21 protein-coding genes and 1 pseudogene are annotated in these 26,915 nt (G+C 44.5%); 9 read left to right on the plus strand and 13 right to left on the minus strand.

Annotated features, from left to right (window positions below; all coding sequences use genetic code 11):
• The first annotated feature begins 94 nt into the window (after window positions 1-94).
• Complete coding sequence (pbpC, locus tag ABIE26_RS06420; protein ID WP_310138790.1) at window positions 95-2,476, plus strand: penicillin-binding protein 1C; 2,382 nt, start codon at window positions 95-97, stop codon at window positions 2,474-2,476.
• Here the strand turns inward: pbpC and ABIE26_RS06425 are convergent.
• The 4 genes and pseudogenes from ABIE26_RS06425 to ABIE26_RS26540 all read right to left on the minus strand — a co-directional run.
• On the minus strand, window positions 2,473-3,165 hold the full coding sequence (locus ABIE26_RS06425) for a lysoplasmalogenase (protein WP_310138788.1): 693 nt from the start codon (window positions 3,163-3,165) through the stop codon (window positions 2,473-2,475). The genes pbpC and ABIE26_RS06425 overlap by 4 nt on opposite strands.
• Before the next feature lie 88 nt (window positions 3,166-3,253).
• The gene (locus ABIE26_RS06430; RefSeq protein ID WP_310138785.1) at window positions 3,254-3,562 is read right to left on the minus strand and encodes an RNA recognition motif domain-containing protein; all 309 of its coding nucleotides are present in this window, start codon (window positions 3,560-3,562) and stop codon (window positions 3,254-3,256) included.
• 75 nt (window positions 3,563-3,637) lie between these two features.
• Window positions 3,638-4,423 carry a dienelactone hydrolase family protein gene (locus ABIE26_RS06435; RefSeq protein ID WP_436410403.1) on the minus strand — a complete coding sequence of 262 codons (786 nt, stop codon included), beginning with the start codon at window positions 4,421-4,423 and terminating at the stop codon, window positions 3,638-3,640.
• Window positions 4,418-4,492: pseudogene (locus ABIE26_RS26540) on the minus strand (hypothetical protein); the annotation flags it as partial. The pseudogene ABIE26_RS26540 and the gene ABIE26_RS06435, both read right to left, overlap by 6 nt.
• Window positions 4,493-4,877: 385 nt before the next feature.
• Between ABIE26_RS26540 and spt the strand changes: the two are divergent.
• The 5 genes from spt to ABIE26_RS06460 are packed head-to-tail and all read left to right on the plus strand — an operon-like array spanning window position 4,878 to window position 10,682.
• Window positions 4,878-6,083: a serine palmitoyltransferase gene (gene spt, locus ABIE26_RS06440; protein ID WP_310138781.1), complete on the plus strand. Its 1,206-nt coding sequence runs from the start codon at window positions 4,878-4,880 to the stop codon at window positions 6,081-6,083.
• Between the two features lie 28 nt (window positions 6,084-6,111).
• Window positions 6,112-7,239: a GNAT family N-acetyltransferase gene (locus ABIE26_RS06445; RefSeq protein WP_310138779.1), complete on the plus strand. Its 1,128-nt coding sequence runs from the start codon at window positions 6,112-6,114 to the stop codon at window positions 7,237-7,239.
• 20 nt (window positions 7,240-7,259) lie between these two features.
• A complete protein-coding gene (locus ABIE26_RS06450) occupies window positions 7,260-8,252 on the plus strand; it encodes an NAD-dependent epimerase/dehydratase family protein (RefSeq protein WP_310138778.1) in 993 nt (330 codons plus the stop codon).
• 60 nt (window positions 8,253-8,312) lie between these two features.
• Window positions 8,313-9,674, plus strand: coding sequence for a hypothetical protein (locus tag ABIE26_RS06455; RefSeq protein WP_310138776.1), 1,362 nt, complete (start codon window positions 8,313-8,315; stop codon window positions 9,672-9,674).
• Window positions 9,675-9,677: 3 nt separating this feature from the next.
• On the plus strand, window positions 9,678-10,682 hold the full coding sequence (locus ABIE26_RS06460) for an SPFH domain-containing protein (RefSeq protein ID WP_310138775.1): 1,005 nt from the start codon (window positions 9,678-9,680) through the stop codon (window positions 10,680-10,682).
• Between the two features lie 2 nt (window positions 10,683-10,684).
• Here ABIE26_RS06460 and xseB read toward each other — a convergent pair whose 3' ends face one another.
• Genes xseB through ABIE26_RS06475 form a run of 3 tightly spaced genes read right to left on the minus strand, consistent with a single transcriptional unit; the run spans window position 10,685 to window position 13,257 of the window.
• Window positions 10,685-10,894: an exodeoxyribonuclease VII small subunit gene (xseB, locus tag ABIE26_RS06465; RefSeq protein ID WP_310138773.1), complete on the minus strand. Its 210-nt coding sequence runs from the start codon at window positions 10,892-10,894 to the stop codon at window positions 10,685-10,687.
• Complete coding sequence (gene xseA, locus ABIE26_RS06470) at window positions 10,869-12,263, minus strand: exodeoxyribonuclease VII large subunit (RefSeq protein WP_310138770.1); 1,395 nt, start codon at window positions 12,261-12,263, stop codon at window positions 10,869-10,871. Before xseA ends, xseB begins: the two co-directional genes overlap by 26 nt.
• Window positions 12,238-13,257 carry a S66 peptidase family protein gene (locus ABIE26_RS06475; RefSeq protein ID WP_310138768.1) on the minus strand — a complete coding sequence of 340 codons (1,020 nt, stop codon included), beginning with the start codon at window positions 13,255-13,257 and terminating at the stop codon, window positions 12,238-12,240. The genes xseA and ABIE26_RS06475 overlap by 26 nt, the downstream gene beginning before the upstream one ends.
• Window positions 13,258-13,462: 205 nt before the next feature.
• Between ABIE26_RS06475 and ABIE26_RS06480 the strand changes: the two genes are divergently transcribed.
• Genes ABIE26_RS06480 through ABIE26_RS06490 form a run of 3 tightly spaced genes read left to right on the plus strand, consistent with a single transcriptional unit; the run spans window position 13,463 to window position 17,275 of the window.
• Complete coding sequence (locus tag ABIE26_RS06480) at window positions 13,463-14,488, plus strand: PmoA family protein (RefSeq protein WP_310138766.1); 1,026 nt, start codon at window positions 13,463-13,465, stop codon at window positions 14,486-14,488.
• A 54-nt stretch (window positions 14,489-14,542) separates the two neighbouring features.
• Window positions 14,543-15,904, plus strand: coding sequence for a 3-keto-disaccharide hydrolase (locus ABIE26_RS06485; protein WP_310138763.1), 1,362 nt, complete (start codon window positions 14,543-14,545; stop codon window positions 15,902-15,904).
• Between the two features lie 12 nt (window positions 15,905-15,916).
• Window positions 15,917-17,275 carry a Gfo/Idh/MocA family protein gene (locus ABIE26_RS06490; RefSeq protein ID WP_310138760.1) on the plus strand — a complete coding sequence of 453 codons (1,359 nt, stop codon included), beginning with the start codon at window positions 15,917-15,919 and terminating at the stop codon, window positions 17,273-17,275.
• 186 nt (window positions 17,276-17,461) lie between these two features.
• Here ABIE26_RS06490 and ABIE26_RS06495 read toward each other — a convergent pair whose 3' ends face one another.
• From ABIE26_RS06495 to ABIE26_RS06520, 6 genes are all read right to left on the minus strand, one after another.
• Window positions 17,462-19,147, minus strand: a complete 1,686-nt coding sequence (locus tag ABIE26_RS06495) for a sodium:solute symporter family transporter (RefSeq protein ID WP_310138757.1) — start codon at window positions 19,145-19,147, stop codon at window positions 17,462-17,464.
• A 114-nt stretch (window positions 19,148-19,261) separates the two neighbouring features.
• Complete coding sequence (locus tag ABIE26_RS06500; protein ID WP_310138755.1) at window positions 19,262-21,214, minus strand: hypothetical protein; 1,953 nt, start codon at window positions 21,212-21,214, stop codon at window positions 19,262-19,264.
• A gap of 57 nt (window positions 21,215-21,271) precedes the next feature.
• A complete protein-coding gene (locus ABIE26_RS06505; RefSeq protein ID WP_310138753.1) occupies window positions 21,272-22,708 on the minus strand; it encodes a 3-keto-disaccharide hydrolase in 1,437 nt (478 codons plus the stop codon).
• A 76-nt stretch (window positions 22,709-22,784) separates the two neighbouring features.
• Window positions 22,785-23,966, minus strand: a complete 1,182-nt coding sequence (locus ABIE26_RS06510; RefSeq protein ID WP_310138751.1) for an MFS transporter — start codon at window positions 23,964-23,966, stop codon at window positions 22,785-22,787.
• Between the two features lie 111 nt (window positions 23,967-24,077).
• Window positions 24,078-25,481, minus strand: coding sequence for a TlpA family protein disulfide reductase (locus ABIE26_RS06515; protein WP_310138748.1), 1,404 nt, complete (start codon window positions 25,479-25,481; stop codon window positions 24,078-24,080).
• 10 nt (window positions 25,482-25,491) lie between these two features.
• Window positions 25,492-26,910 carry a TlpA family protein disulfide reductase gene (locus tag ABIE26_RS06520; RefSeq protein WP_310138747.1) on the minus strand — a complete coding sequence of 473 codons (1,419 nt, stop codon included), beginning with the start codon at window positions 26,908-26,910 and terminating at the stop codon, window positions 25,492-25,494.
• Window positions 26,911-26,915 lie beyond the last annotated feature (5 nt).

The following is a 26,915-nucleotide window of genomic DNA, read 5'->3' on the forward strand; positions in this document are numbered from 1 at the left end:
AGAATGCAGTAACCTTTTCCATAATTGTTGATTTATTACAGATCAATAATTATGGAAAAATGTTACCTGAACCGATCACAATAAGCGAGAAGGAATGCTGAAAGCACAAAAAATTATACTTCTTACAGATCTGGTCTGTCTTGTTTTGCTGCTGATATTCCTGTTTGCATTGCCTTCGAAGCTGTTCAGGGCGCCCACCTCTTATGTGGTTGAAGCGGCAAATGGCGAATTGCTGAGTGCGGCGATTGCCAGCGATGGACAATGGCGCTTTCCGCTGGCTGATCGTGTTCCTGAAAAATTTGCACATTGTATTGTAGCTTTTGAAGATAAACGCTTTTATGACCATCCGGGCGTGGATGCGCTGGCCATGGCCAGGGCGATGCGGCAAAACCTGAAGGCCAAAGGTGTAGTTAGCGGTGGCAGTACCCTTACGATGCAGGTGATCCGTTTGTCGAGACGTGAAAACCGGACCCTATTGCAGAAACTGATCGAGATGCTGCTGGCTGTGCGGCTGGAGCTGACCAATTCCAAATCTGATATCCTGAAATTGTATGCCGCCAATGCACCCTTTGGTAGTAATGTGGTTGGGCTGGAGGCCGCTTCCTGGCGTTATTTTGGGCGCGGCCCTGGAAGCTTATCCTGGGGTGAGATGGCAACATTGGCTGTCTTGCCAAACAGCCCATCGCTGGTTCATCCCGGCAAAAACTCGCCTCGCCTGATCAAAAAACGGAATGATCTGCTCGACAAACTGGCTGTTTTTGGTTTTATAGATCAGGCTACAGCCAACCTTTCCAAGCTGGAACCTATTCCGGGAAGGCCTCAGGCTTTACCACAGTATGCCCCTCACCTGCTCAACCGCTTCAAAAAGGAATATGCTTTACCAGCTAAACTTAAAACGGGTACCCGGGTCACTTCTACGGTTGATTACGATCTGCAATTGAGGGTAAATGCATTATTAAAAAGGTACAATAACCGGTACAGGTCCAACGACATCAACAACATTTCAGCCCTGGTGCTGGATGTGAAAAAAGGTTCCGTAAGCAGTTATGTGGGCAACATTTATCAGCCGGAAAACAAAGAACTGGAAAGCCATGTAGATATGATTACAGCAGCGCGTAGTCCTGGCAGTACCTTAAAACCGCTTCTGTATGCCAGTATGCTGAATGATGGCTTCATCCTGCCCCGTACCCTGGTTCCCGATGTCCCCACGCAGATAGGCGGTTATTCTCCACAAAACTATGATCTGGGCTATGATGGTGCCATTCCGGCAGATAAGGCATTGAGCCGTTCACTGAACATACCTGCTGTTAAGCTGTTGCAGAACTATAAATACCAGCGCTTTTATGATAAGCTCAAAAAGATGGGCTTCAGTACATTAAACCAGCCTGCCGATCATTATGGCTTGTCACTGATCCTGGGTGGCAGCGAAGTGACCATGTGGGATCTGGCGCGTACCTATATGGGGATGGCACGGACCTTAAACCATTTTAATGCTTATCGCGGAAAGTACAATCCACACGACTATGACAGTCCGGTATATATCAATGAAAAGCGGGACAGCCGTTTTGACGAATATGAACTGCAGTTGAATTCGGCGCTCGACTTTGGCTCGATATGGAATACCTTTAATGCGATGGAAGAAGTGATGCGGCCCGGCGAGGAGGGTCTGTGGGAGCAGTTCTCCTCTTCACAGCGACTGGCCTGGAAAACCGGAACCAGTTTTGGGTTCAGAGATGCCTGGGCTATTGGGTTGAACCCCGATTACGTGGTATGCGTATGGGTAGGCAATGCCGATGGTGAAGGCCGGCCCGGGTTAACAGGGATTGATGTGGCTGCTCCGGTAATGTTCGATATTTTTAAACTGCTGCCCAATGGTAAATGGTTTCAGGCACCTAAAAACAAACTGAAGAAAATGAGGGTATGCCGGCAAAGCGGATATAAAGCGGGTGAGTATTGTAAGGAGGTGGTTGAGGAACTGGTCGCCCCTGCAGGAGAAAAAACAAGTCTTTGTCCCTACCACAAACTTGTCCATCTTGACCGTACGGGAACTTATCGGGTAACCGATGCCTGTGAAGCACCTGCCGATATGCAGCATATACCATGGTTTATCCTGCCTCCGGCGATGGAGTATTACTATAAGATCAAGAACAGCGATTATAAGTCGCTGCCACCTTTTAAGCCCGGCTGCGAAAGCTCTGAACAGAATTATGTGATGGACATGATTTACCCGAAGAACAATGCCAGTATCTACGTACCGGTTGAGTTTGACGGAACAAGAGGTAAAGTGGTGCTAAATGCCACCCATCGCAATGAGGATGCGAAAATTTACTGGCATATCGATGGAGCATACGTGGCCACAACCAAAAACTATCACCAGCTGGCGATAAGTCCTGCTCCCGGAAAACACGTACTGACACTGGTAGACGAAAACGGGGAAAGGCTGGTGCAGACTTTCATTATCCTGGATAAGAATTAGGGCTTGTTATGCAAAAGTTTTCGTTCAACTGCCCCAATTGTAATCAGATATTGTGCAACCATATAGCTGGCCATGATCCAGGTACCGGCATAATCAAACGGGGCAACAAATTTATTGTAAGCCAGAATGGAATCGGAGAAAGTAAAACATATGGCACCAAAAAGAATAAGCCTGAAGCTAGATTTATTTACCCGCTGATTGCGGAAACAAGCCATCATTACCATCATACTAATGACCAGCACGTAGATCATTACCGGAAGTTTCATGACGCCCAGGTGAGGCCGGAGGAAAAAATAAAAGCTGATGCTGACAATAGCGCAGCATAAAATAGCTATCCTGGCCCCTTTTTTATCCAGTTCGGGTGCAGATTTAAAATCGAGATAGAATGCACTGATATAAAAGACATGACAAAGCAGAAAAGCTGCCAGCCCGTATATAAAAAAAGATTCGTCTTTTATTGTGTACATGAGCAACACATCACCGGCCAGGGCACATACCAATCCCATAAAAATACGCTTATGGAAACGCCCTTTTAGGCGGGTGCTCAATGCAAGCATAACAAGCAGGGAAATTACGATGGCCGGCTTGCTAAAGTATGCCAGATATGGGCTGCTGACAAATCCTGAAGCAATCTGCAGGATAAAAATCAGTGCAAACAAGAGGTTAAAACCCAGGTACTTTTTTAGCATCTCACAAAGCTATATAAAAAAACAGCAGTTACAATTCTATTTGCAACTGCTGTTTTGTATAGTATGGATACACCAGTAGCTGTCAAGCCTAATAGCTTTTTTCTGTACGGTTGTTACGTCTGAAATTGTTGTTACCTGCTCCAGTTCCTGTGTTTGGCTTTTCCTGTGCTTCAGCAACTTTAATACGGTTACCATTGTAATCCCCCCCATTCATACGCAGGATGGCTTCTTTTGCTTCTTCCTCCACAGGCATTTCCACAAAACCAAAACCGCGACTTTGACCAGTGTCACGATCTTTGATAATCCTAAGTGATTTTACCTGACCGAAATCACCAAATACGGCCGTCAATTCATCTTCCCCTACTTCTAAAGGAAGGCCTGTAATAAATATCTTCATTAATGTTTAAAAATTTGTACAAAAATAAGCATTTTTTCGCTTAAAATTCAATGTAAGTGTCAGGTAGAAGTATAATTAGGATAATTTTTGCCGGAAAAGATCAATACTTCTTTTCCAGGCGAGTTTGGCCGCAGTTTCATTATAACGGGTTGGTGAGGTATCGTTATTGAAGGCATGGTTTACATCTTCGTATATAAAAAGCTTATAATCAATGTGATTTTGTTTTAATGCGGTTTCATATGCGGGGATTCCTGCATTGATCCTTTCATCCAGCCCACCGTAATGCAGCATCAGACTTGCTCTGATCTTTCCGGCATCCTCAGCTTTGCCCTGTGCGCCATAATAAGCAACGGCGGCCAGTAATTTCGGATCTGCAATGGCCAGTTTATTGGCCATACCCCCTCCCCAGCAAAAGCCTATACATCCTGTTTTGCCATTTCCATCTTTCCTGCCGCGCAGGTATTCAAGGGCTAAAAGATAGTTTTGCAGATTTTTCTCAGGATCCAGTTTGCTGATCAGTTCCCGTCCCTTGTCCTCATCTGCAGGGGTACCTCCAAAAGGCGATAGTGCATCGACCCCTAAGGCAATAAACCCTTCGGCTGCTACTCTTTTGGTTACTTCAATGATGTGCGGGTTTAATCCACGGTTTTCATGTATCACCAAAACACAACCAAAATTGCTTTTTATCTTGGGCTTTGCCAGAAATGCTTTGACATCGCTGCCGTCACCTTTATAGGTAATGGTTTCTGTTTCCAGCTCCTCTTCGTTTACAGTAGCTGCTGCCGCATAATTGTTTTCCAGTAAAGGCAAAATAGATAAAGCCAATGCAGTGCTGCCGGTAAGGACAGCCAGTTTTTTCATGAAGTCTTTTCTGCTGATGCCACTATGTGTGTATTCATCATATAGAGTAATGATTTTTTGATCCATATACTGTGGGGTTTTGCATTTTTAAACAAGATAAGCTTTATTTGGTTTGCCGGTTGCAAAAAAATAATCCACTAAAAGAAAAAATGGCAAGCATTTTGGGTATCAAAGATAGTTCTTGATTTTAAGGCGATAAGGTGGATGAGATTTACATTTAATTATAACAAAATTGTAAATTTTATTTTAAAAAGTAATATATTCAAACTTGGTTGACTTCAAGTTTTGTTTTCTGTGTTTATGATCTTAGCTTTGGGAACTTTTACGAATTGACAAAATTGTTAATTTAGTCAGTAAAAAATGATGGGGGTTATTAAAGACAGAACAGGTAATCTCCCATGTTAAACATAATATCAACTAAAAAGTTCTGTGATCTAAACATACAAGTACCAGCATGCGCAAAAAATTACACGATAGGATAGCAGCTTTTAAAGATGCTACGGCAATTAAGGAAAAAGGTTTATACCCATATTTCCGTGCAATAGAATCAGGTCAGGACACAGAAGTAATGATTGACGGGAAGAAGGTGCTGATGTTTGGCTCCAATTCCTATCTGGGGCTGACCAACCACCCTAAAATTAAAGAAGCCTCTAAAGCTGCAATTGATAAATATGGTACTGGCTGTGCCGGCTCAAGATTTTTAAACGGTACACTCGACATTCATATTGAACTGGAACGCAGACTTGCTGCCTATGTAGGCAAAGAAGCTGCGGTATTGTTTAGCACCGGTTTCCAGGTAAACCTGGGCGTAATCTCCTGCTTGCTCGACAGGAACGATTACCTGGTCCTGGATGAATATGACCACGCTTCTATCATTGATGGAAGCCGGTTATCCTTCTCGCGCTCCATAAAGTATGCACATAATGATATGGACGATCTGCGCAAAAAGCTGAGCAGGCTACCTGAAGATGCTGCAAAGCTGATCGTTGCTGATGGGATATTCAGTATGGAAGGTGACCTGGTGAACTTACCTGAGATTGTAAGCATAGCCGATGAATTTGGTGCAAACATCATGATGGACGATGCCCATAGCTTAGGGGTGATCGGGCTCAATGGCGCAGGTACTGCTTCTCATTTTGGTTTAACAGACAAGGTAGACCTCATTATGGGCACTTTTAGTAAATCGCTTGCCTCATTGGGTGGTTTCATTGCAGGAACTGAAGAGACCATTGAATTTGTAAAACACAGGGCACGTTCTTTAATGTTCAGTGCCAGTATGCCTCCGGGTGCTGTGGCCAGTGTAATTGCTGCGCTTGACATCATTGAATCTGAACCTGAGCGTATCGATAAACTTTGGGCCAATACTAATCATGCCAAGAAACTGCTTGTGGAGGCAGGATTTGATATCGGCCATACCGACAGTCCGATTATCCCGGTTTACATCAGGGATAACGACAAGACTTTCCTGGTGACCAATATTCTGAATGAAAACGGAATTTTTGTAAACCCTGTGGTATCCCCTGCTGTTCCATCTGATTCTTCATTGATCAGGTTCTCGCTGATGGCTACCCATACTTTTGAGCAGATTGAAGAAGCGGTGGAAAAACTATCAGCAGCGGCCAAAGAAGTACAGGTGAAGTCCTTCCAGGAAACCATTTAAGTATACCCTCAACCAAACCATAAACCAAATGAAACATATTGTTGCCGTTAGCTCCAAAAAACAGCTAGCAACATTTATTGATTTCCCGCATGAGCTCTACAAAGCAGACCCAAATTATGTTCCGGAGCTGTTCATTGCGCAGCGCGATCTTTTAAGTCCAACGCATCCCTTTCACAAACACTCTTCACTGCAGTGTTTTTTACTTTATGAAGGGGAACGGGTCATAGGCAGGATTGCGGCTATCCTAAACAATAGCCACAATATCATGAACAATACCAGCGATGGCTTTTTTGGTTTTTTTGATTGTATAAATGATCAGGAATCTGCGAGCTTTTTGTTAAATACAGCAGCTAAATGGCTGGAAGATAAGGGAGCTAAAGAAAAGATGATTGGTCCTGTAAACTTTTCGACCAATGAATCCTGTGGTTTATTGATCCAGGGCTTCGATATGCCACCAGTGGTCATGATGCCTTATAATGCCAGCTACTACCCTGCTTTGCTGGAAGGTTGGGGTTTAAAGAAGCAGGTAGATCTGATTGCATGGCGATTTAACGGTGATAACTATGACGATCGCTCTGTAAAACTTATGGACCGCCTGGAAGAGCGCTTAACGCGCAACAACATCGTGATCCGTAAGATCAACCTAAAGAATTTTAAGCAGGAAGCAGCAGCTTTACGTGAGGTGTACAACAAGGCCTGGGATAAGAATATGGGCTTCGTTCCTTTAAATGATGAAGAGTTTGATTACCAGGCCAAAGACCTGAAACTGGTCTTAGACCCTGATTTTTGTCTGGTAGCCGAACAGGATGGCAAACTGGTAGGCTTTGGCGCTGCCATTCCCGACATGAACCAGATCCAGATTAAAATTAAAAAAGGAAGACTCCTGCCTACCGGTATCTTTAAATTGTTGTTCGGAAAGAAAAAAGTAAAAGGCATCAGGATATTGCTGTTGGGTGTAATTGATGGTTACCGCAAAATGGGAATTGAAGCCTGTATCTATGGCCGGATCATTAAAGCCTACCGTGAAAAAGGTATGGAATATGCTGAGGCGTCCTGGACCCTGGAACACAATGAACTGGTAAACAATGCCATCATTGCCATCAAGGGCGACCCTTATAAAAAATATAGAATTTACGAGAGAGCATTGAGCGCATAGCGCATGTGAGCATAAAATAGATGAGCAAAAAAAAGGTATTGATTACTGGTGCAAGTGGGTTTGTGGGATACCACCTGATTGAAGCGGCTTTGAATGCAGGCCTGGAGGTATATGCAGCTGTCCGCAAAAGCAGCGATGTGTCGCATCTCAAAGCATTTGATGTATGTTATACAGATCTGGATTACAGTTCTGTAGCGAGTCTTAAACAGGAGCTGGAAGAAAAAAAATACCATTATATCATCCACGCAGCAGGCACTACAAAGGCCAAAACAAAAGAGGTGTACGACCAGGTCAATGCCATGTATACCAAAAACCTGGCTATAGCGGCAAATACCGCGAATATACCATTGGAGAAATTCATTTTTGTAAGCAGTCTGGCTGCATTGGGCCCCCTGGAAGATTTATCTGCTGAAATACAGGACGGCAGTATTGCCCATCCGGTAACCCATTATGGTGCGAGCAAAAAGCTGGCTGAGCAGTACCTCGCAGATTTTAAAAATCTCCCGCTACTTATTATCCGGCCTACAGCTGTTTACGGGCCAAGGGAAAAAGATCTTTTTATTCTTTTCGACAGCATAAACAAAGGGCTTGAACCCCATATTGGTCGTTTTAAACAGCAATTGAGTTTTGTTTACGTGAAAGACCTGGCCAGGGTCATCATCAATGCCTTAAGCCGCCCCATGATTCAGCAGCAATACAATATTTCAGATGGTGCAGTTTACGATCGTTATGCACTTGCTACCTATACCAAAAAAGCCCTGAACAGGAAAACCTTTAAGTTTCATTTACCGGTAATGCTCGTATCTGGAATGGCAGCTTTTATGGACTTTATTTATGCCGGAAGCAAAAATACCCCAACACTGAATAAGGAAAAAATGGCCGAACTTACCGCGATCAACTGGGCCTGCAATATCGAAAGGGCAAAAACTGATCTGGGTTATGAACCCGAGTATGACCTGGAAAAAGGTATCATGCAGACCGTCAAATGGTATAAGCTGAATAATTGGTTATAAGCTATTTTTTGCTTAAAATTGTTGAACATATACCCTGTGATTAACAATTTTACTGTCTAAATGGCCAAAGAGATTAAGGTAATTAAATGCCCGCAATGCGGCAGCACTGCCAAAACTGAGCTTAAACCGGATTTTTATCGTTGCAATAACTGTCATACCGAGTATTTCCTGGACGATGATGAGGTAACCATTAATTACAATCACAATTATAACCACAACCTCAATTTGCCGTTTAATAACGACAGCGGTAAAAAGGTGATCAAAGTAATTGCCCTTATTATTGGGGTATTTATTGTGCTGACCATACTGATCAATGTGATCTCCGCCATCTTTAGTCCTAAATCTGTTGCCACTACCTCTTCTGCTTATTCTGCCGGCCCGGCTGTCGCCGAAGAAACCGGCTTTTCGGCCAGCAGGTACAGTCCTGACCTTTTTACACAGGCGGGCAGCAATGCCGCAATAGCTATTGTAGCTGAAGACAGGCGTTACAAAGCAAAATCTGAAGCGCAAAGGGATGGTGTTTATATTGCATTTTATACTCCAGGCAAAGGGCTGGTTGGAGAACATAAGGTTGAGGGAACGCATGTATCTACATCAGATATTAAATTCCGTACCTTCAGTGATGGTAATCTGTATGTGATTGCCAATAAAAGCACCCTGTACGTGGTAGATAAAAGCACGTTAAAATTAACAGATGCCGGCAAAAAGTTCTTCAGCGCCAAAGAAGAACTCCAGGTAGGTGTAGCTACGATCGAGTTTGTTTACGAAGACAATGGCGATGGCCTGATACTGCTCACCAATGATGGAAAAAAATTGTACTACTATCCCCTGGTTCAAAAACTCTATAATGAAAATAAGTATTACGAGGCCAGAAAAGGTTTCAGCTCGCTCCTGCCGGGCGCAAAGGAAAAGGTAATCCATGTTTTTACCCGAAAAAGCAGCGATTATCCGGAAGACAAGTTGCAGCTCATTAAAATCAGATATAAAGACAATGGTGCCGGGCCAAAAGATGTGGTCGACAACCTGAGCTGGGGCAAGGATTACGGTGGTTCGGGTATCTTTACCGACAGGGACCCTTATAAAAAGGTGCTTTTTAGCGACTATACCAGGCAGGCCGACAGGATTCTGGGTTGGAAGGACCTGACACCAGGCAGATTGTATTTTGAGCCGGAGGTGATGTTTGACGACGACAGCTCATTGCTCATTTCTTTTAAACCGGATGCAAATCCAAACAGTGGCTATAAACTCCAGCAGCTGAACAGCCAGACGGGAGCTGTAGAATGGACGGTCGATGAATCAAAGGGATCGGAAATTAAGAGGATAATCAGGTATAAAAACGGCTTTATCGGGGTTACCGACGATGAAGAGCTCCTGCAGTTTGACGCGAAAGGTAAATTAACGAGCACTTATAAAATTGAATAGTTTATGGGATTAGGGGATTTTTTTAAAAAACAGCTCAGTACTGTTATCGAGTGGAAAGGCCAGCAGCCGGAGTTGCTGCTGTATAAATTTCCTGCACCTACTGATGAGATTAAAAATGCAAGCAAGTTGATTGTGGCACCTGGACAAGGTTGCATCGTGGTATATGAAGGTGAAATTAAAGGTATTATTTCTGATGAAGGCCTGTTTGACCTGCAAACAGATAACCACCCTTTTATTACCAGTCTGCTCAAATTGCGGCAGCTGTTTGAAAGTGAGCACAAGCTGCGCATATATTTTTATCGGAAGGCTGATATCTTAAACCAGCCCTGGGGTACGCCCTCGCCTGTAAAATACCTGGATGGTCAGTATCACATACCAGTTGAACTTGGTGCTTATGGAAACTATTCCATGCGGATTGCGGATCCTTTGTTGTTGTTCAGGGACGTCGTCGGTTCGAGGAATGAATATACCACTGCCGATACAAAGGCCTTGCTCCTTTCACGTCTGCCACAAACGCTGATCTCTTATTTGGCCCAGTCGAAATTATCCTATCTGGATATTGACGCACAGCTGGACCGGCTTTCTTCAGATTTAAAAGCGCAATTGAATGCTGGTTTTTCGGACTTAGGCCTGGAGTTAAAGGACTTTAGGATTCAGGGAACTTCCTTTGACAAGGAAACCCAGCAACGGATAGGTAAAATTGCAGACATTACTGCCGAAAGCCGTGCGGCTGCTGAAGGTGGGCTAAGCTACCTGGAAATAGAAAAATTAAAAGCATTACGCGATGCTGCAAGAAACGAAGGCGGCCTGGCTGGCGCAGGTTTACAACTGGGCTTTGGAATGGAACTCGGTAAAGTTCTGAATGATAAAAAAGAAGAACTTACAGCGTACAGCACAACAACGGACCCTGTTGTGCAGCTGCAGAAATTAAAATTACTCCTGGATGAAGGTATCCTGACCCAGGAAGAATTTGATACCAAAAAGAAAGAAATACTGAGTAAAATGTAGTGTTAGCCTGCCGGATTTTCCATTTGTTTAATGATCTTGTTCACTTCTGTCTCTGTAGCGCGGAGTTTGGTCTGGCAAAATTCGATCAGTTCTGATGCCCGCTTTACTTTTTCTGCAAGTACATCTACCGATACTGATTCGGTTTCTATCTCCAGCGCAATTGCGGTCAGCTCTTTGTAAGCCAATTCATAGGTCAAATCCGTTGTCTTCATTTATTGCGGTTTTAGCTTTTACTGTTGTTTTAATTTCTGATGCGGCCAGTCGTACCGTCAGTTCGCTGCCCGGTTCAATCTGATCCGCGTTGGCGGCAATACGGCCATTTATTTTAAGGATGGCAAATCCTTTGTTCAATATGTTTTGCGGGCTCATTAACCTTACCACCGATTGAAAATGGCCAATATATCCTCTTTTGTTGGCAAAATAGATCCTGTTATAGGACTTTATATTACCAAGGATATTGCTGAGGTCCTTTTGCCGGTTGGAAATGACGATTTTAGGATTGGTAAGCACCAGTCTGGATAAGTTCAAAATACTCCGGTGCTGTTCCTGCAGCAGTTCTTTGGTGGTACTGATGGTTTGCTGCTTAAGTTGTACCAGCTGGTCTTTATGGTAATTGATGAGCTGATAGGTTTTGATGAGCATCATTTTTTGTGTACTCAACAGGTTTTCTTCAAAGGTCCTGTTGTGCGCAATGATCAGTTCTGCCGCCTTTGTAGGCGTTTTGGTTGCCGTATGTGCCATTAAATCTGCAATGGTCTCATTTTTCTGGTGCCCTATACCGGTAATGACCGGGACAGGAAATTTAGCAATGGCCCGGCCCAGGTCATAATTGTCAAAGATCAGGAAATCGGTTTGCGCCCCTCCGCCCCTGATGATGAATAGGGCATCGTACGCTTTTCCCGATTGGAACACCTCTACTATTTTTGCCAGGAACTGCCTGGCATTGGCTTCTCCCTGTACCAGTGTAAAATAATCGTCTACCTGGAAGCGGTAACCAAAAGAATTGTTATCTAATGTGTGTTTAAAGTCCTGATAACCTGCCGAAGTAGCTGAGGAAATGACCGCAACATGCTGGATCACCCTATTCAGGTTCAGCCTGTTGTTGCGGGTGAGGTATTGTTCTCCTGATTTTTGTATGAATTCAGGGTTATCCCGAAGCAGACGTTCCAGTGTTTCTTTCCGTTGCTGCTCAAACAGCCCCAATGTAAAACTGGTATCAATATCCAGCAGGTTCAGCTGCAGGCCAAATGCAGGGGTATACTGTACGGCAACCTGTACGAGCACATTGATGTCATTACAGAACCGCTGCCCTGTTGCCCTTTCAAAATTGGCAATGTTAATGGAGGCATTGCCCCAGGCCCTGCCCATTATTTTTGTAATGATCCTGCTGGATGACCTGTCTTTTTCTACCAGTTCAAAGTAATGGTAATTGCTCTGGGCCTTATAGGTGTGGCTGGTCACGTCGGCAATTACCCAAAAGGTCCTGCCGCCGAAAGTGCCTTCAAGCGTTTGCCTGATCTGCCCAGTCAGTTCAGAAAGCCTTATAGCGGCGGGATTAGATGGATATGAGTGAACTTCCATTGACATCAACATTAAGCACGTGTTTTGCTCCGCACTTCAATGCAAAGTTATTCTTTTGATGACCTACAGGGAAATCAAAACATACCGGATAATCATATTCTTTTATTTTTTCGGAAATGATCTCGTATACTGTCTTGCCAAATTCATCGCCCTCGTCTTCAGGCTTAATTTTAAATCCGCCTATGATCAGCCCTTTTAAATTGTCGAGTTTGCCGCTGCGTTTCAAGTTCCAGAACATACGGTCGATGCTGTACGGGTACTCCCCGGTGTCTTCTACAAAAAGTATTTTACCATCGGTATTGATGTCCGATTTACTTGCGGCGAGGGTTTCGATAATGCTGAGGTTACCACCGATAAGCGCAGCCTCTGCCCTGCCATTTTTATTATAGGTTGAGGGTGTGCCTGTGTATTTTACAGCCTGCCCGGTCAATACCTGCCTGATAGAGAGTATGGTTTCAATCTGAATCGGTTCGGCGATGGTCCAGTCGGACGGAAAACTATTGCACATTTTTGAATGTATGGAAGCCACATTGAGCTGCCTGTTCAAATGACAATGGAATATCGTAATGTCGCTAAAACCAATGATCCATTTGGGGTTTTGTTTAAATCTGCTGAAATCCAGCCGGTCTATGATCCTGACAGCGCCATATCCTCCCCGGGCACACATAATGGCCTTAATTTCGGGGTTATCCAGCATTTCCTGAAAATCGGATACCCGTTCGTCGTCTGTTCCGCCAAGACTGAAATCCCGTTTCCCTATGGCATTGCCGGTAATTACTTTAAATCCCCAGCTTTCCATCAGCTGTACTGAAGGCTGGATTTGCTCTGCTGTAATATAACCTGCAGGCGAGGTGATGCCAATCGTATCTCCTGTTTTAAGAAATGGGGGTATCTTAACCTCTTTTGCAGATTCAGGATTATTCCCCCAGGTTTTAAAGGAGCTTAGGCTTGCGCCGGCGGTAAGCATGAAGGATAGGAAGTATTTACGGTTCATTTGTACTGGACGGTTTGGACAGACAATTATAAGGCTTATTGCCGATAATTTTTAAAAATTTACTCAATCGTTTTCGTAATTTTTTTAGTGAAAGGACCATGTTTTCGGCCAATTTGTGTTTTAAGAAAGGTATATTTAGCTACGAACTTGGATGTTTTTGTTAGCAATGCCAGTTGAGGGCCTAACAGTTTTTTAACCAGATATAATGACTAGAAGATTTATTTTTTTTTGTTGCTTTTTGAGTTTGCATTCGATTGCACAAACTCAAAAAGTAAGCTTTAGAAACAATTCCAGCCAGAAAAAAGTAGAGGTGCTGGTAGATGACCAACCTTTTACCAATTTTCTTTATCCAGATGATCTGGAAAAACCTATTCTTTATCCTTTACAAACGGCCAGCGGTCTTACCATAACCCGCGGCTTTCCTCTGGAAAAACGTGGCAACGAACGCACAGATCACCCTCATCATGTGGGTTTGTGGCTGAATTATGAAAGTGTGAACGGCCTGGATTTCTGGAACAATTCGTACAATATTCCCGCAGATAAAAAAATAAAATACGGCTGGATCAGAAACGTGAAAGTTGGAAAAGTACAAAATGGAAATACCAGCGGGAGTTTAAATTATACGGCCAATTGGGAAAGGCAGGACAAAAGGGTTTTACTCAAAGAAGCCACTGTTTTTGTATTTAGCGGCACAGCTCAAACCCGGACCATAGACCGGATCACGACTTTAACTGCTCAAATGGATACGGTTTATTTTAAAGATATAAAAGATGGTATGCTGGGTTTAAGGGTAACCAAAGAGCTTGAACTGCCATCCGATAAGGAGGAATCGTATATGGACAATAATGGGGTCGTAACTAAAGTCTCTTCTGCAAAAAACGGGGCAAATGGCAATTACCTGACGAGTGAGGGAAAAACAGGCAACGATGCCTGGGGAACCAGGGGTAAATGGTGTATGATGTATGGGCATAAAGATGGGCAGCCGGTGTCTGTTGCCATCATCGATCATCCGGAAAACCCGGGCTATCCTACTTACTGGCATGCCAGAGATTATGGTTTGTTTGCGGCCAACCCATTGGGACAAGCCATTTTTAGCAAGGGAAAGGAAAGTCTGAACCTGACTTTAAAGCCGGGCGAATCAGTTACTTTCCGTTACAGGATCGTGATCACTTCAGGTAAAAACCAGACGGCGCAAATGCTGGATCAGCAGGCGGCCGACTTTAGCAAATGATATTTTAATTTTTTTAGCCGAATAAATAATTTAACCAAGAACAAATAACCACTAATGAAAACCACACAATTACTAATTTTAACCGGTTTGGTAATCGGCAGTACATTTAATGCTGTACAGGCCCAGAGCGGAAAATGGACCAGCCTTTTTAATGGCAAAGATTTGAAGGGATGGAAACAGCTGAACGGAAAGGCCAAATACGAGGTTGTAAACGGTGAGATTGTAGGCACTACAGTTCACGATACACCTAACTCCTTTTTAACTACTGAAAAGAATTATGGCAATTTTATCTTTGAGGTAGAACTGCTGGTAGACAATTCCATGAACTCCGGTATCCAGTTCAGGAGCCTGAGTAAAGCCGATTACAAAGACGGCCGGGTGCATGGCTACCAGATGGAGGTTGACCCTTCTGACAGGGCTTATAGCGGAGGAATTTACGATGAGAGCCGTCGTGGCTGGTTGTACCCTATGGACATCAATGCTAAAGGCAAAACAGCCTTTAAAAAGGGCGAATGGAACAAATACCGGATTGAGTGCATTGGGAACTCTATCAGGACATTTGTAAACGGTATTCCAACTGCAAGCCTGGTGGATGATATGACTGCTTCCGGCTTTATAGCACTGCAGGTTCATTCAATAGGCAAGAATGACGAGGCAGGTAAACAGATCAGATGGAGAAACATACGTATCCAGACAGAAAATCTGAAACCAACCAAAGCAGACAGTATTTTTGTAGTAAACATGATCCCTAATAACCTTTCGGCCGCTGAAAAGGCCAATGGTTATAACCTGTTGTGGGATGGTAAGACCACTAAGGGCTGGATAGGTGCCTATAAAACAGCTTTTCCGGAAAAAGGCTGGGAAATTAAGGACGGTGTGCTGAGTGTAGTGAAGTCTGACGGTGCTGAATCTACCAATGGTGGTGACATTGTAACTGTAAAACAATATGGAGCTTTTGAAATGAAGTTTGACTTCAAGCTTACCGAGGGGGCTAACAGTGGGGTAAAGTATTTTGTTACACTTTCGGAAGGTAACAAAGGGTCCGCAATTGGTCCGGAATACCAGATTCTTGATGATGAGCGCCATCCCGATGCCAAACTGGGCAAAAATGGAAACAGAACACTGGGATCGTTGTATGACCTCATCACCAGCAAAAAAATACCAAATGCACAAAAGAAAATCGGAGAATGGAATAAAGGGGTGATCAGGGTTTATCCGGACAATACGATCCAGTATTTTCTGAACGGCTTTAAGATTCTGGAATATGTACGCGGGTCGGATGAATTCAATGAATTGGTTGCGGGCAGTAAATATAAAAACTGGAAGGACTTTGGAATGGCACCAAAAGGCCATATCCTGCTTCAGGATCACGGAGATAATGTTTCTTTCAGAAGTATCAAAATAAAGGAGCTCTAAAATTATAACATCATGTTAGATTCAAGAAGAAAATTTATCAGGCAGTCGGCCATAGCCGCTGCCGGAACCTATCTGGGAACAATGGGTTTAAGTGCCAAGAGTTATGGAAATATTATCGGTGCTAACGACCGTGTAAGGGTGGGCGTAGTGGGGTTTTCGGACCGTTTTAAGGATTCCCTGCTACCCTCCTTTTTAAACCACCATAAAGAACTTAATTTTGATATTGTTGCGGTATCTGACCTCTGGAATTACAGAAGAGGTTTGGGCGTTGAGCATTTGAAATCGAAATTTGGCCACGACATTACCGCTTGTCGCAACAACGATGAGCTTTATGGCTTGAAAGACATTGATGCTGTAATCGTAAGTACGGCCGATTTTCAGCATGCCACCCATTGTGCTGAAGGGGTAAACAACAAATGTGATGTATATTGCGAAAAGCCTTTTGCCGAAACCATGGAAGATGCACGTATGGCCCTGAAAGCAGTTAAGGCATCTAAGCAGATTGTTCAGATCGGCTCGCAACGTAGAAGCGGGAACAATTATATGGCCGCAGAGCGGTTTATCAAAGAAGGCAAATTCGGCAACATCACCATGGTAGAATTGAGTTGGAATGTTAACCAGCCGGGACGCTGGCGCAGGCCCGACCTGGTAGCAAAGCTGAAACAGGAGGATACCGACTGGAAACGCTTTCTGATCAACCGGCCTTTTGAGGAGTGGGACCCGCGTAAATACCTGGAGTACCGCCTTTTCTGGCCCTATTCATCAGGAATGCCAGGTCAATGGATGTCGCACCAGATCGATACCGTACACTGGTTTACCGATTTGAAGCACCCGAGAAGCGTAGTGGCCAATGGTGGTATTTACCAGTGGAAAGATGGTCGCCGGAACTGGGATACGACTACCGCCGTATTTGATTACGGCAAGGCAAATGACCCGAGCAACGGCTTCCAGGTCATATTTACTTCCAGAATGCACAATGGCGATGAAAGTCCGGCCGAGATCTATTACGCCAATGGTGGTGAATTGAACCTGAACACCAATATGGTTTCACCTAAAGGTGGTTTAAGCGCTAAAGCTGCTGCAGCAATGCACATGCAGCCTAACCTGCTGCCGGAAATGAAACTTACAGACAATACAGAGAAAGTAGCTGCATCGGCCAATACGGGCGGTGATAAATTGACATCAGCACACATGCGCAACTGGATGGAGTGTGTAAGGAGCCGCAAGCAAACCAATGCCCCCGTAGAGGCTGGTTATTACCACTCTATTGCCAATATCATGACGAATGCTGCAGCGAGGACCGGAAAGAAGGCAACTTTTGACGAGAAAACGCAGGAGGTTATGGTAGATGGGAAGGTGTTTAAGTACTGATGTGTGAAATTTTTAATGACTCTTCAGCAGCTGCATAATCCCCTTCGGGGAAGACGCGAGGCTGCTTCTGAGCATTAGAAAATTTCAGTACAGTACTGAAATGAAAATGGGATGTTATAAAAAAGAGCCTGTTCCAAATCTGGAACAGGCTCTTTTTTATATTTATTTACATTTAACTTTTACCTCTTACCAGAAAGCAGAGTATAAGGCTACCAGCATGGCAATGATAATCAAGGAACCAACGGCAAATGAAGTTGAAACACGGAACATTTTTGGATCTACTTCCAGGCCCTGTGGCACGATGCCTTTTTTGTTTTCATAAACGCTGATGAAATACATGCCGATTACACATACCGCAAATACGATCAGCATCCTGTCCATAAAAGGAATTTCGAATATGCCGCTGGAATTGGCTACTGCCCAGCCGTAATCGTGCAGCGGGGCAAGGTCCACCCATCCCGGCAGGAACTTAAGGACTACGGAAACGATAAAACCGCCAATGGTTGCAAATAAAGCTGCGTTTGAGGTTGTTTTCTTCCAGAAGAAGCCCAATATAAACATGGCAAAGATACCCGGAGATACAAAGCCTGTATATTCCTGAATGTACTGGAAGCCTTGTTTACCTTCTCCCATCAGTGCATCACCTACAATTAATGAAAGCAGTACGGCCATCAGCATAGATACCACCACGGTAACTTTACCTACGTTTACCAGTGTTCCTTCACTGGCATTGGTATTGAATGCTTTTTTATAGATGTCGAGTGTAAATATGGTGGCAATACTATTCGCTTTTCCGGCAAGGGAAGCTACAATGGCAGCAGTTAAGGCTGCAAATGAAAGGCCTTTTAAACCAACTGGCAATAAGCCCAGCAATGCAGGATATGCCTTGTTCGGATCCTGTACGCCCGAGGCCGTCATCAGGTTATCGGCGCTGATGCCTGGAATTTTTTCTTTAATGATGTAATAAACAGCAATACCAGGGATCACAACGATTACCGGCATCAGCATTTTGAGGAAAGCTGCGAACAAAAGTCCGGATCTGGCAACAGGCAGGGATGCACCCAATGCCCTTTGCGTGATGTACTGGTTACAGCCCCAATAGCTTAAATTGGCAATCCACATACCCCCTATCAATACACTCAGGCCTGGAAGGTCCATGTAGTTGGGGTCATCCTTTTTAAAGATAAGGTGGAAATGTTCCGAGGCACCATCGGTAAGGATAGCAAAACCTTTTGCAATACCCTGCTGTCCGGAAATAAGATTTAAAGCGATATAAGTAGCTACCAATCCGCCCAGCACCAGGAAAAATACCTGTATTACATCGGTATAACCAATTACCTTCATTCCGCCAAGGGTAATGATGATGGCGAAAACAGCCAGTCCAAGAATACATGCGGTGATGTTCAATCCGGATATGCCGCTGATGGCCAAAGCACCCAGGTAAAGAATAGACATTAAGTTCACCACAATATACAGCGCCAGCCAGAATACAGCCATGATCATGGCCACTTTTTCATTGTAACGCTGACTCAAAAACTGGGGCATTGTGAAGATCTTGTTCTTCAGATAAACCGGCATAAAAAACACAGCTACAATGATTAACGTAGCCGCCGCCATCCATTCATAGGCCGAGATGGCCAATCCAAGTTTAAAGCCGGAACCACTCATTCCGATCATCTGCTCAGCAGAAATATTGGAAGCAATAAGTGACGCACCTATGGCCCACCAGGTTAATGAACCCTCTGCCAGAAAATAATCCTTTGAGTCGGCCGCTGCCGATTTCTTCTTGTAATAGATCCAGAAGCCGTAGCAGGATACAATCAAGAAGTAAACTAGAAATACGATGTAGTCGTATTGGTGAAGTGTATTCATCCTTGTTTTTTGGTTATAATTTGGTTAGTAATTTACGATATTTTATTTCTTGTTATGCTGAATAAGCCAATATGGTTTTTAATTTTACCAGATTGGCTTATTAATTTCTATTGGCTATTTATTCAATGAGTTAATATATGCTGCTATTTTCAATCCATCGGCCTTGGACACCTGTGGCATCGGCGGCATCTCTGTTGCATAACCCGGCCAGTTTTCAGGCTTAGGGTTGTGGATCAGCTGCAGGATCTTTTCATTGCTGTATTTGCGTTTGGCAATATCGGTAAATGAAGGGCCGATCTGCTTTTTGGTTGGGTTATGGCAGGCCAGGCAGGTGTAATTGGTCAAAAGGCCTTTTACTTCATTGTAAGTTGGTGCTTTGGCTGCTGTTTTTGCTGCCGGCAGCTCCTTTTTTTCTGCTACTGCTGTTTTCCCTTTGGCCGCTGTTGCTGTCTTTTTTGCTGGACTTGCACTGGCCTTCGGATCATTTGCCGAATTCCGGGTGCTCAGCTCGCTTGCCGCCAGTTTATCTCCTGCCGGGATGTTGTTCAGCGTATAGTAGGCTACAGGATGTACCACTGAATAGTAGTGCTGCTTTTCCCTGATGCCATTTACACTGATGCTGTGGATGTAATACCGGCGCAGCCCATCCACCACAATCCTGGCTTTTAAACCATCGGCACTTACTTTAACCCCTTTTACTTTCAGGCTTTGCTGGTTTACCATAGGTGAACCGTACACAGGCTGGTATTTATAGGTAAAGCTTTCTACACTATAGGAAGCGATATCCTGGGCCGATTTCAGGTCTGCAGGACTGGTAAACTCAATTTCGAACCCATCCGGCATGGCCCTTACTGCTTTCATCTCAAAAGGTACTTTGTTGTTGTATACCAGGCGTTCCAGTCCTTCATTGGCATCTCCTGCAGAACCCCAGCCCCTGTTGGTCTCCCCAACAAACAGGGAGCCATCGTTGGCCCAGGCCATGCGCAATACACCCGAGCGGAAGCCGCTCCTGAACATAAATGCAGCACCTTGTTCCTCCCCGTTTACCTTTTCCAGAAATACCCTGGAAATGATGCTCATGCCCTGATCGCCCACCAGCAGCTGTCCTTCAAAAGGGCCAAAAGTACCGGCAGGTATTTTTAGCGGCTCCGAATTGGAAATGCCAAGGATACCATGGGGCAGCCGTACCGCAGGCAAGCGCAGCTCAGGAAAATCCTTTTTCATATCGGCCAGGGTTTTGAATTCTTCATTTATCCTGTTTTCGGGTTTAATGTAGCGGCCATTGGCGTCTTTTATCCTCCTTTCATCCAGTTTGGAATAGAAAAAATCAGCACTCAGCTTTAAAGGGGAATCGCTTCTGCCCGTCCAGGCCAGGCTTGCAGGATGTCCTATAAAATCCCCTTTGTTTACTTTCCAAAGTCCGCCGGTACCTACCCAGTCGCCCTGGTTTTCGGTATAATACAGCTGCCCGTCGATCACATTCAGACCGGCAGGTGAGCGCAACCCTGCAGCCCAGGGCGTCATCTTCCCATCTTCGGTAATGTGCATCGCCCAGCCCCGCATAGGAACCCTGCTTTCTGCACGCCACCATTCTTCATCACCAAAAGCCACATTCGCTGTCACAAAGAATGAACCATCGGCTGCTATTGCAGGGCCAAAGCTGTATTCGTGGTAGTGCCCGCTCAATGGCCAGGCATATATGGTTTCATAGACATCGGCCTTGCCGTCCATGTTTTTATCCACCAGCTTGGTCAGTTCTCCCCGCTGTGCCACATATAAGGCACCCTCTTTATAGGCCAGTCCCAGTATTTCATGCAGGCCGGTAGCAAACTTGCGGAAATAAGGGCGGTTGCTGGTCGGGTTTTCAACGATGAACACATCCCCCCTTCGGGTAGAGATGCCCAGGTCACCATTGGGCAGGGTTACCAGCCCACCTACTTCCAGTACCGGCCCTTCCGGTACCCGTACCTTCATGATCTTAAAAAAGTCTTCTTCTTTTGGCGTTTCCTGTGCTGTGGCGATATTGTAGGTTAGGCTTAGTGCTGCCAGGGAGAACGTTGAGAGCATTGAGAACGCGCTCAACTTTGATATCTTGTTAAATAATGTTGTCATCTTTGGGCCGGATTAGAATAAAATGGAATAGTTTAATTTACTGCGGAGCTGGATGATCAGTTCCTTTTTACCAGCAGCATCACGGATGATGGGCTTATCCTGCGGACCATTGAATTTCAGGTACCAGGATTGCCCATCAACAAGGTAAACCCCTTTGCTGAGTTCCTGTATATCGGTTCCACTGGCCAGCATCAGGTAAATGTTTGCTGCAGGTTTATCAAGACTGATCTCCCTGCTTAAACCTTCTCCATTTTCCAGCGCCTTAATGGCATCGCTAACCTGCAGCCCATGCAGGTTGTACTTAAACTCAGGCCTGTCTTCATTGTCCATTACATAACCCCTGGGTTTGAAGCCGGTTCCGGTGGTATCCAGGGGCCATGCTGCCTGGGCAGTTTCAAGCCGGGCAAGGGCCGGCTGCAGTGTTGCAGTAAATGCTGTTCTGGCACCACGCGGCCTGGAGGTACCATTGCCCCTGCCATCCCACATCGGGGTGGCATCTACAAAATCCCCCCGCCAGCCATAAACCAGCAGGCCCTTGTCGAGGTCGTAACTGTAATGTACCTTTTGCGGACTGCCCACAGAAATGGCGTGCACTACCCGGATACGTGGGGCGATGTCGACAAAGCTCCTGATCATGGTGTTTACGGGTGCATCAATATAGATCGGGTCTGCACCGCCCCCGCCTTTCTGGCCCCCATTGCGCAGTTCTTTGGGCAGGGCCGTGATTTTGATGTTTCTGAAAGCTACAGCACCGTGGTCGCCCTGGAAACGCAATGCGCCCAAAGCTTTTTCCTTATCGGCAGCCCCCCTGGTAGGACCAAACAGTTCCACATTGTCGTGGATCAGTACGCCATTCAGCTCAGCGCTCAGGATCCTTGCATTGGCAGTTTTGTTCCCCGAAGCATCAAACTGAGGGGCCTGGAAGGCAATTTTAAGGTGTTGCCACAAGCCCGGGGCTTTGCTGGCATTCTGACGCGGGGCATAACCACCAAAGCCCTGCTGCCCTTCTGGTTTGTTATCGTCCCAGCGCTCATAGATCCCCCCATTGTCTGAAGAAAGCGGATTGGTGGCTGTCCAGGAATCCAGCAGCTGGAACTCGTAGTTACCCTGAAGGTAAATGCCCGAATTGGAGCCTTTGGCCATCAGGTAATCCAGTTCAAGGATCATATCCCCATGAACAGCATGGCTAAACAGATCGCTGCCATGGCCTTTTTTTCCGGGGTTATTGATCAGTGTCCCCGATCCTTTTACAGCTGTCAATTCGTTGGCTGCATTCAGGTTGGCTGTTACCGAACCGGCTACGGTCCAGCTACTGCCGGGGTTTTTAAAAGCAGAAAGGTCGTTGAGGCTGAGCGCAGACAGCTGGGGCAGGTCCTGACCCGATACCACAACTGTTCCAAACAACAACACCAATGCTGTTGTTCCGAACCTTAAATAAGTTAATTTCATTTGTGTGTTTATTTGGTTAATTGAATAAATGTAACAAATTCAATTATACACCAAAAATAATATTGTAAAAAATACACTAACTACCTTTCGGATTGCTTTTGGCCTTGTAAAAAAACTGCAGGTAAGCCAGTGCGATAAGGGTTACACCTGTGCAGTAATAAAAAGTGACAGGAATCATCCGGATATCATCAATAAACAACCATCCGGCAAGCAAAGCTCCTAATCCTATGCCTGCCTCCAGGGCAATGTACATGGTTGCCATGGCTTTTCCCCTTTGTGTGGGTTCGCTCAGGTCTACCGTCCATGCTGTAGCAGTTGGCGAGAGCATACCCGTGGCAATGCCATAAAGCGCCGAAGCCAGCATTAAACTTAAAGAAGAACTGGCCAGGCCAATCCAAAGCAGCGAAACGGCCAGAAGGCTAAGTGATATTTTTAAGATCAGTGTTCTTCCGTATTGGTCGGAAGCCTTCCCTGCCACAAATCTGATCAGCAAGGAAGTAAGCGTAAATACCATAAAAAACAGGCCTTTGTTGCTGGTGCCTAAATGGGCACTCCAATCGGAAATTACGGTTAAGATAGCCCCGTAACTGATATAACTCATAAAGATGATCACCACTGCCGGTATCACACGCCATTCAATGATGTCCTTTCTGCTGATCTTTAGATGAGCCACCCTGAACCTCTGTTTTCCCGGCAGGGTTTCTTTCATATTGGCCAGAATGGCAATGGAAAGCAAGGCGAATAGAGAAGAACAATAAAAAAGGACATTGATGGAATAATGATCGGTAATGGTACTGCCTATTGCAGGGCCAATGGCCAGTCCGGTGCTAAAACAAACCCCGTGTACCCCCATGGCTTCTCCCCATTTCCCTGCTGGTACCAGGTCGGCCACATAGGCGGCAGTAGCGGTTGGCTTAAAGCCGGTAGAAAAACCATGGATTAACCTCAGAAAAAGAAAACCGGCAATGGTCGTAAGCAAAGGGTAAAGGAAACCACATACAAAACAAACCAGAGAGCCCACTGCCATTACTGGTACCCTGCCAATGGTATCGGTTAACTTACCACTAAATGGCCGGGATATCCCTGCTGTGAGGGTAAACAGGGCAATAATGAGACCTTTATATTCCGCTCCGCCCATAGTGGTTAAATAAGCCGGGAGTTCAGGAATAAGCATGTTGAAACTGGCGGAGAAAAGAAAGGAACTTAAACAAACAAGGCCAAACTGTAGGGTGTATATGGAATCGGAAGGTTGCTGCATGAACGGGATTAGGTGACGAATGTCCGGGCAAAGATAAGGTTTAAAAATAAAAGACCGGTACTTCATAAAAGTACCGGTCGGATTTAATAAATAACGTGGGCTACAAAGCTGCTATTTGGTCAGCGCCTCGTTGATCCTTGTTTGTGTAATGTCCTGGCTTGGCCTTGGTGCGTCATTATCGAAGATACTGCCATCTTTACCAATGATCACATAACGTGGAATTCCGCTAATGTTAAAAGCTTTTGCTATAGGCGTATCCATACCTGAAGTTGCCTGAGAAAGCAAGTGGATGCCTTCTATCTTATCTTCGGCTATTGCTTTTTTCCAGGCATCTACTTTGCTGTCTAAACTCACATAAAGGAAAACCACGTCTTTATTGTCTTTAAATTTGGCATGCAGTTTAGGGGCGCCATTCTTCATCTCTCCCCTGCACGGTGCACACCAGCTTGCCCAGAAATCAATATATACCACTTTACCCCTGAAATCCTGAAGTGATACATCTTTACCTTCCAGGCTTTTTAAAGTGAATGCAGGTGCCATTTTTCCGGCGGATAGATTGTCCATCGCCTTATACTTCTCTCTTAGCATTTTTGCAGTGCTGGCATCACTGTATTTAGCAATGTGTTCTTCCATAAGGGATTTTACGGTTTTCAGGTTTTTGGCCTGATCGAGCACGCTGACTATGGTTTTACTTAAAGCTTCATTCTTTACTTTGCCTGCCGGATAGTATTTGAGAATCATATCATAATCGGTTCGGGCATCCTGGAGCTCATGCGGGCTATCCAGTTTTCCTTGTAAAAAAAGTTCTTTTCTGCGCAGATACGGCGGATAGAAATATAAAAGAAGTGCATCGTAAGCACGATTACCCAACAGCTGGTCGTCGTATTTCACCTGTTTGTCCAGTTCCCATAAATCTGCCGGAGATTCGTCTGCAAACTTTTTCTTTACCCCAAGGATGTAATAGTATCCGTACCACATGTAATCTTTTAATTTAGCGTAGTTCAGGCTGGTGAGTTCGTAGTTGTAAAAAGAAGGGGTAACTTTTTGTTTGTTTTCATTAAGCAGGTCGATCGGAATTTGATTGGTGCTGTTCAGTACGTCAAAAAACTCTTTGGTGGTCATTTTACTGGCATCGATTTTAGCTTTTTTGGTTTCAAAAACGTCCATAAAGTGATTAAAGACCTGCGAATTTTCTGCGCCTTTACCTGAGTAGGTTGTCTGCTGGTCAAAATCAGTTTTGATGTTCAACTGGCTACCGTTTTCCAGAAACGCATAAACCATTTTATTTTTCGGACCAATTAATATCACCTCTTTAGGAAGCCCATCTGCAAGGTTATAGTGGAATTTTCCGTCTTTGCCTGGTTTTGCGTAGATGTCGTCATTGTCGTACTTAAAGAGGCGCAGGGAGTCTAACTTCAGCGGACCGGCGTCTACCGTAATGGTGGCTCCTTTTTGCTGGCCAAATGCAATTCCCGTGCAAATGCACAGGAGGATAATTGCGATCGTTCTTTTCATTTTTTAATATTTAGCTTTTGTTTAATGCTTCATTGATTTTTGCAGGTGTAACATCCTGGCTTGGCCTTGGTGCGTCATTATCGAAGATTTTTCCATCACGGCCAATGATGACATAGCGCGGGATGCCGCTGATGTTAAAGGCCTTGCCTACGGCGCTATCTACACCAGTTTTGGCTTGAGAAAGTAAATGTATTCCTTCTATTTTGTCATCAGCAATTGCTTTCTTCCAGGCATCTATCTTACTATCTAAGCTGATGTATAAGAAAACTACATCCTTATTGTCCTTAAATTTCTCATGTAGTTTAGGACTCCCGTTTTTCATTTCATACCTGCAGGGCGAACACCAGCTTGCCCAGAAATCCATATAGATTACTTTACCTGCAAAATCCTTCAGGGTTACATCTTTACCGTTCAGGTCTTTTAGAACAAAAGGCGGAGGCGTTTTTCCGGCGGATAATTTATCCACTTTAAGATAATTGGCTCTTAATTCCTTTGCCTGGGCTTCAGTAGCATATTTGGCGATGTAATTGTCCATTAATGGTTTAACCAGAACCAGATCTTTACTGCTGCCCACAGCAGCATTCACCATCCCAAAAAGGGCAGCACGCTTTAGCTTTTCAGGATATGTTTTTTCTACGAGTGCCATCTTAAGTTTAAGCTCTGCTTCCGGCGATAAAGATTTATCCAGTGTTCCCAGTTTGAATTTTTCCTTATTGCTTAAAAATGCCGGAAAAACGTGTGTCATAAATCTCTCATAGTTGGGATTCGTGATGTACCGGTCATCCACTTTAATGTCTTTCTCCAGGTTCCAATAGCTGGCTGGAATACATTTTGAGAACTTTTTTTCCGGGGTAACATAGTATTTTGGAAGCAAAATCGGGAGATTCAGCTTTTCACAAGAAAAAGAGATGTAACAGTCGTCATAAAACGTCTTACTAACCTTTTGCCTGTTGGCTTCCAGCACATTCAATTTCAATTGCCCAAGATCATAATAGGTTTTTACAGCATCTTCCGGGCTCAATATTTTATCACCTATTTCTTCTCCCTTCTTCTGATATGCTGATGCATAAATGTTGGTACATTCGTTTAATACCCTGGTGTTTTCAGCATCTTTACCAGAAAATGAACTGTTTTTATCAAAATCAGATATAATGTTCAACGGCCCACCCTGTTCAAGATACAAAGTCATGCTTCTTTTTTCTGGTTTGTCAAACCCTATTCTAACTTTTAAAGGCTTATCGTGTTTAAAATGCAATACGTATTTATTGTCTTTGTCTGGTTTGGCAAAAAAGACTTCACCATAATCGGCCACCCAGATAGAATCGGGCTTAATTGAGGTAAGCTCAATGGTTACTTTTGTTTCTCTTTTTTGTCCGAATACTATGCCTGCGTACAGGCATAGTATGGACATCATGATTAATTTTTTCATGGTTC

This window comes from Pedobacter africanus (genome assembly GCF_040548825.1).
Taxonomy (GTDB): domain Bacteria; phylum Bacteroidota; class Bacteroidia; order Sphingobacteriales; family Sphingobacteriaceae; genus Pedobacter; species Pedobacter africanus_A.

Excerpts from the sequence above, each read along its gene's own strand:
- ABIE26_RS06435 (WP_436410403.1), bottom strand. The coding sequence starts at position 4,423 with ATGAAAAAACTGGCTGTCCTTACCGGCAGCACTGCATTGGCTTTATCT.
- pbpC (WP_310138790.1), top strand. The coding sequence starts at position 95 with ATGCTGAAAGCACAAAAAATTATACTTCTTACAGATCTGGTCTGTCTT.
- ABIE26_RS06480 (WP_310138766.1), top strand. The coding sequence starts at position 13,463 with ATGACTAGAAGATTTATTTTTTTTTGTTGCTTTTTGAGTTTGCATTCG.
- ABIE26_RS06500 (WP_310138755.1), bottom strand. The coding sequence starts at position 21,214 with ATGCTCTCAACGTTCTCCCTGGCAGCACTAAGCCTAACCTACAATATC.
- xseB (WP_310138773.1), bottom strand. The coding sequence starts at position 10,894 with ATGAAGACAACGGATTTGACCTATGAATTGGCTTACAAAGAGCTGACC.
- ABIE26_RS06505 (WP_310138753.1), bottom strand. The coding sequence starts at position 22,708 with ATGAAATTAACTTATTTAAGGTTCGGAACAACAGCATTGGTGTTGTTG.
- ABIE26_RS06510 (WP_310138751.1), bottom strand. The coding sequence starts at position 23,966 with ATGCAGCAACCTTCCGATTCCATATACACCCTACAGTTTGGCCTTGTT.
- ABIE26_RS06520 (WP_310138747.1), bottom strand. The coding sequence starts at position 26,910 with ATGAAAAAATTAATCATGATGTCCATACTATGCCTGTACGCAGGCATA.
- ABIE26_RS06515 (WP_310138748.1), bottom strand. The coding sequence starts at position 25,481 with ATGAAAAGAACGATCGCAATTATCCTCCTGTGCATTTGCACGGGAATT.
- spt (WP_310138781.1), top strand. The coding sequence starts at position 4,878 with ATGCGCAAAAAATTACACGATAGGATAGCAGCTTTTAAAGATGCTACG.
- ABIE26_RS06495 (WP_310138757.1), bottom strand. The coding sequence starts at position 19,147 with ATGAATACACTTCACCAATACGACTACATCGTATTTCTAGTTTACTTC.
- ABIE26_RS06430 (WP_310138785.1), bottom strand. The coding sequence starts at position 3,562 with ATGAAGATATTTATTACAGGCCTTCCTTTAGAAGTAGGGGAAGATGAA.
- xseA (WP_310138770.1), bottom strand. The coding sequence starts at position 12,263 with ATGGAAGTTCACTCATATCCATCTAATCCCGCCGCTATAAGGCTTTCT.
- ABIE26_RS06475 (WP_310138768.1), bottom strand. The coding sequence starts at position 13,257 with ATGAACCGTAAATACTTCCTATCCTTCATGCTTACCGCCGGCGCAAGC.
- ABIE26_RS06490 (WP_310138760.1), top strand. The coding sequence starts at position 15,917 with ATGTTAGATTCAAGAAGAAAATTTATCAGGCAGTCGGCCATAGCCGCT.
- ABIE26_RS06485 (WP_310138763.1), top strand. The coding sequence starts at position 14,543 with ATGAAAACCACACAATTACTAATTTTAACCGGTTTGGTAATCGGCAGT.
- ABIE26_RS06425 (WP_310138788.1), bottom strand. The coding sequence starts at position 3,165 with ATGCTAAAAAAGTACCTGGGTTTTAACCTCTTGTTTGCACTGATTTTT.
- ABIE26_RS06450 (WP_310138778.1), top strand. The coding sequence starts at position 7,260 with ATGAGCAAAAAAAAGGTATTGATTACTGGTGCAAGTGGGTTTGTGGGA.
- ABIE26_RS06460 (WP_310138775.1), top strand. The coding sequence starts at position 9,678 with ATGGGATTAGGGGATTTTTTTAAAAAACAGCTCAGTACTGTTATCGAG.
- ABIE26_RS06455 (WP_310138776.1), top strand. The coding sequence starts at position 8,313 with ATGGCCAAAGAGATTAAGGTAATTAAATGCCCGCAATGCGGCAGCACT.
- ABIE26_RS06445 (WP_310138779.1), top strand. The coding sequence starts at position 6,112 with ATGAAACATATTGTTGCCGTTAGCTCCAAAAAACAGCTAGCAACATTT.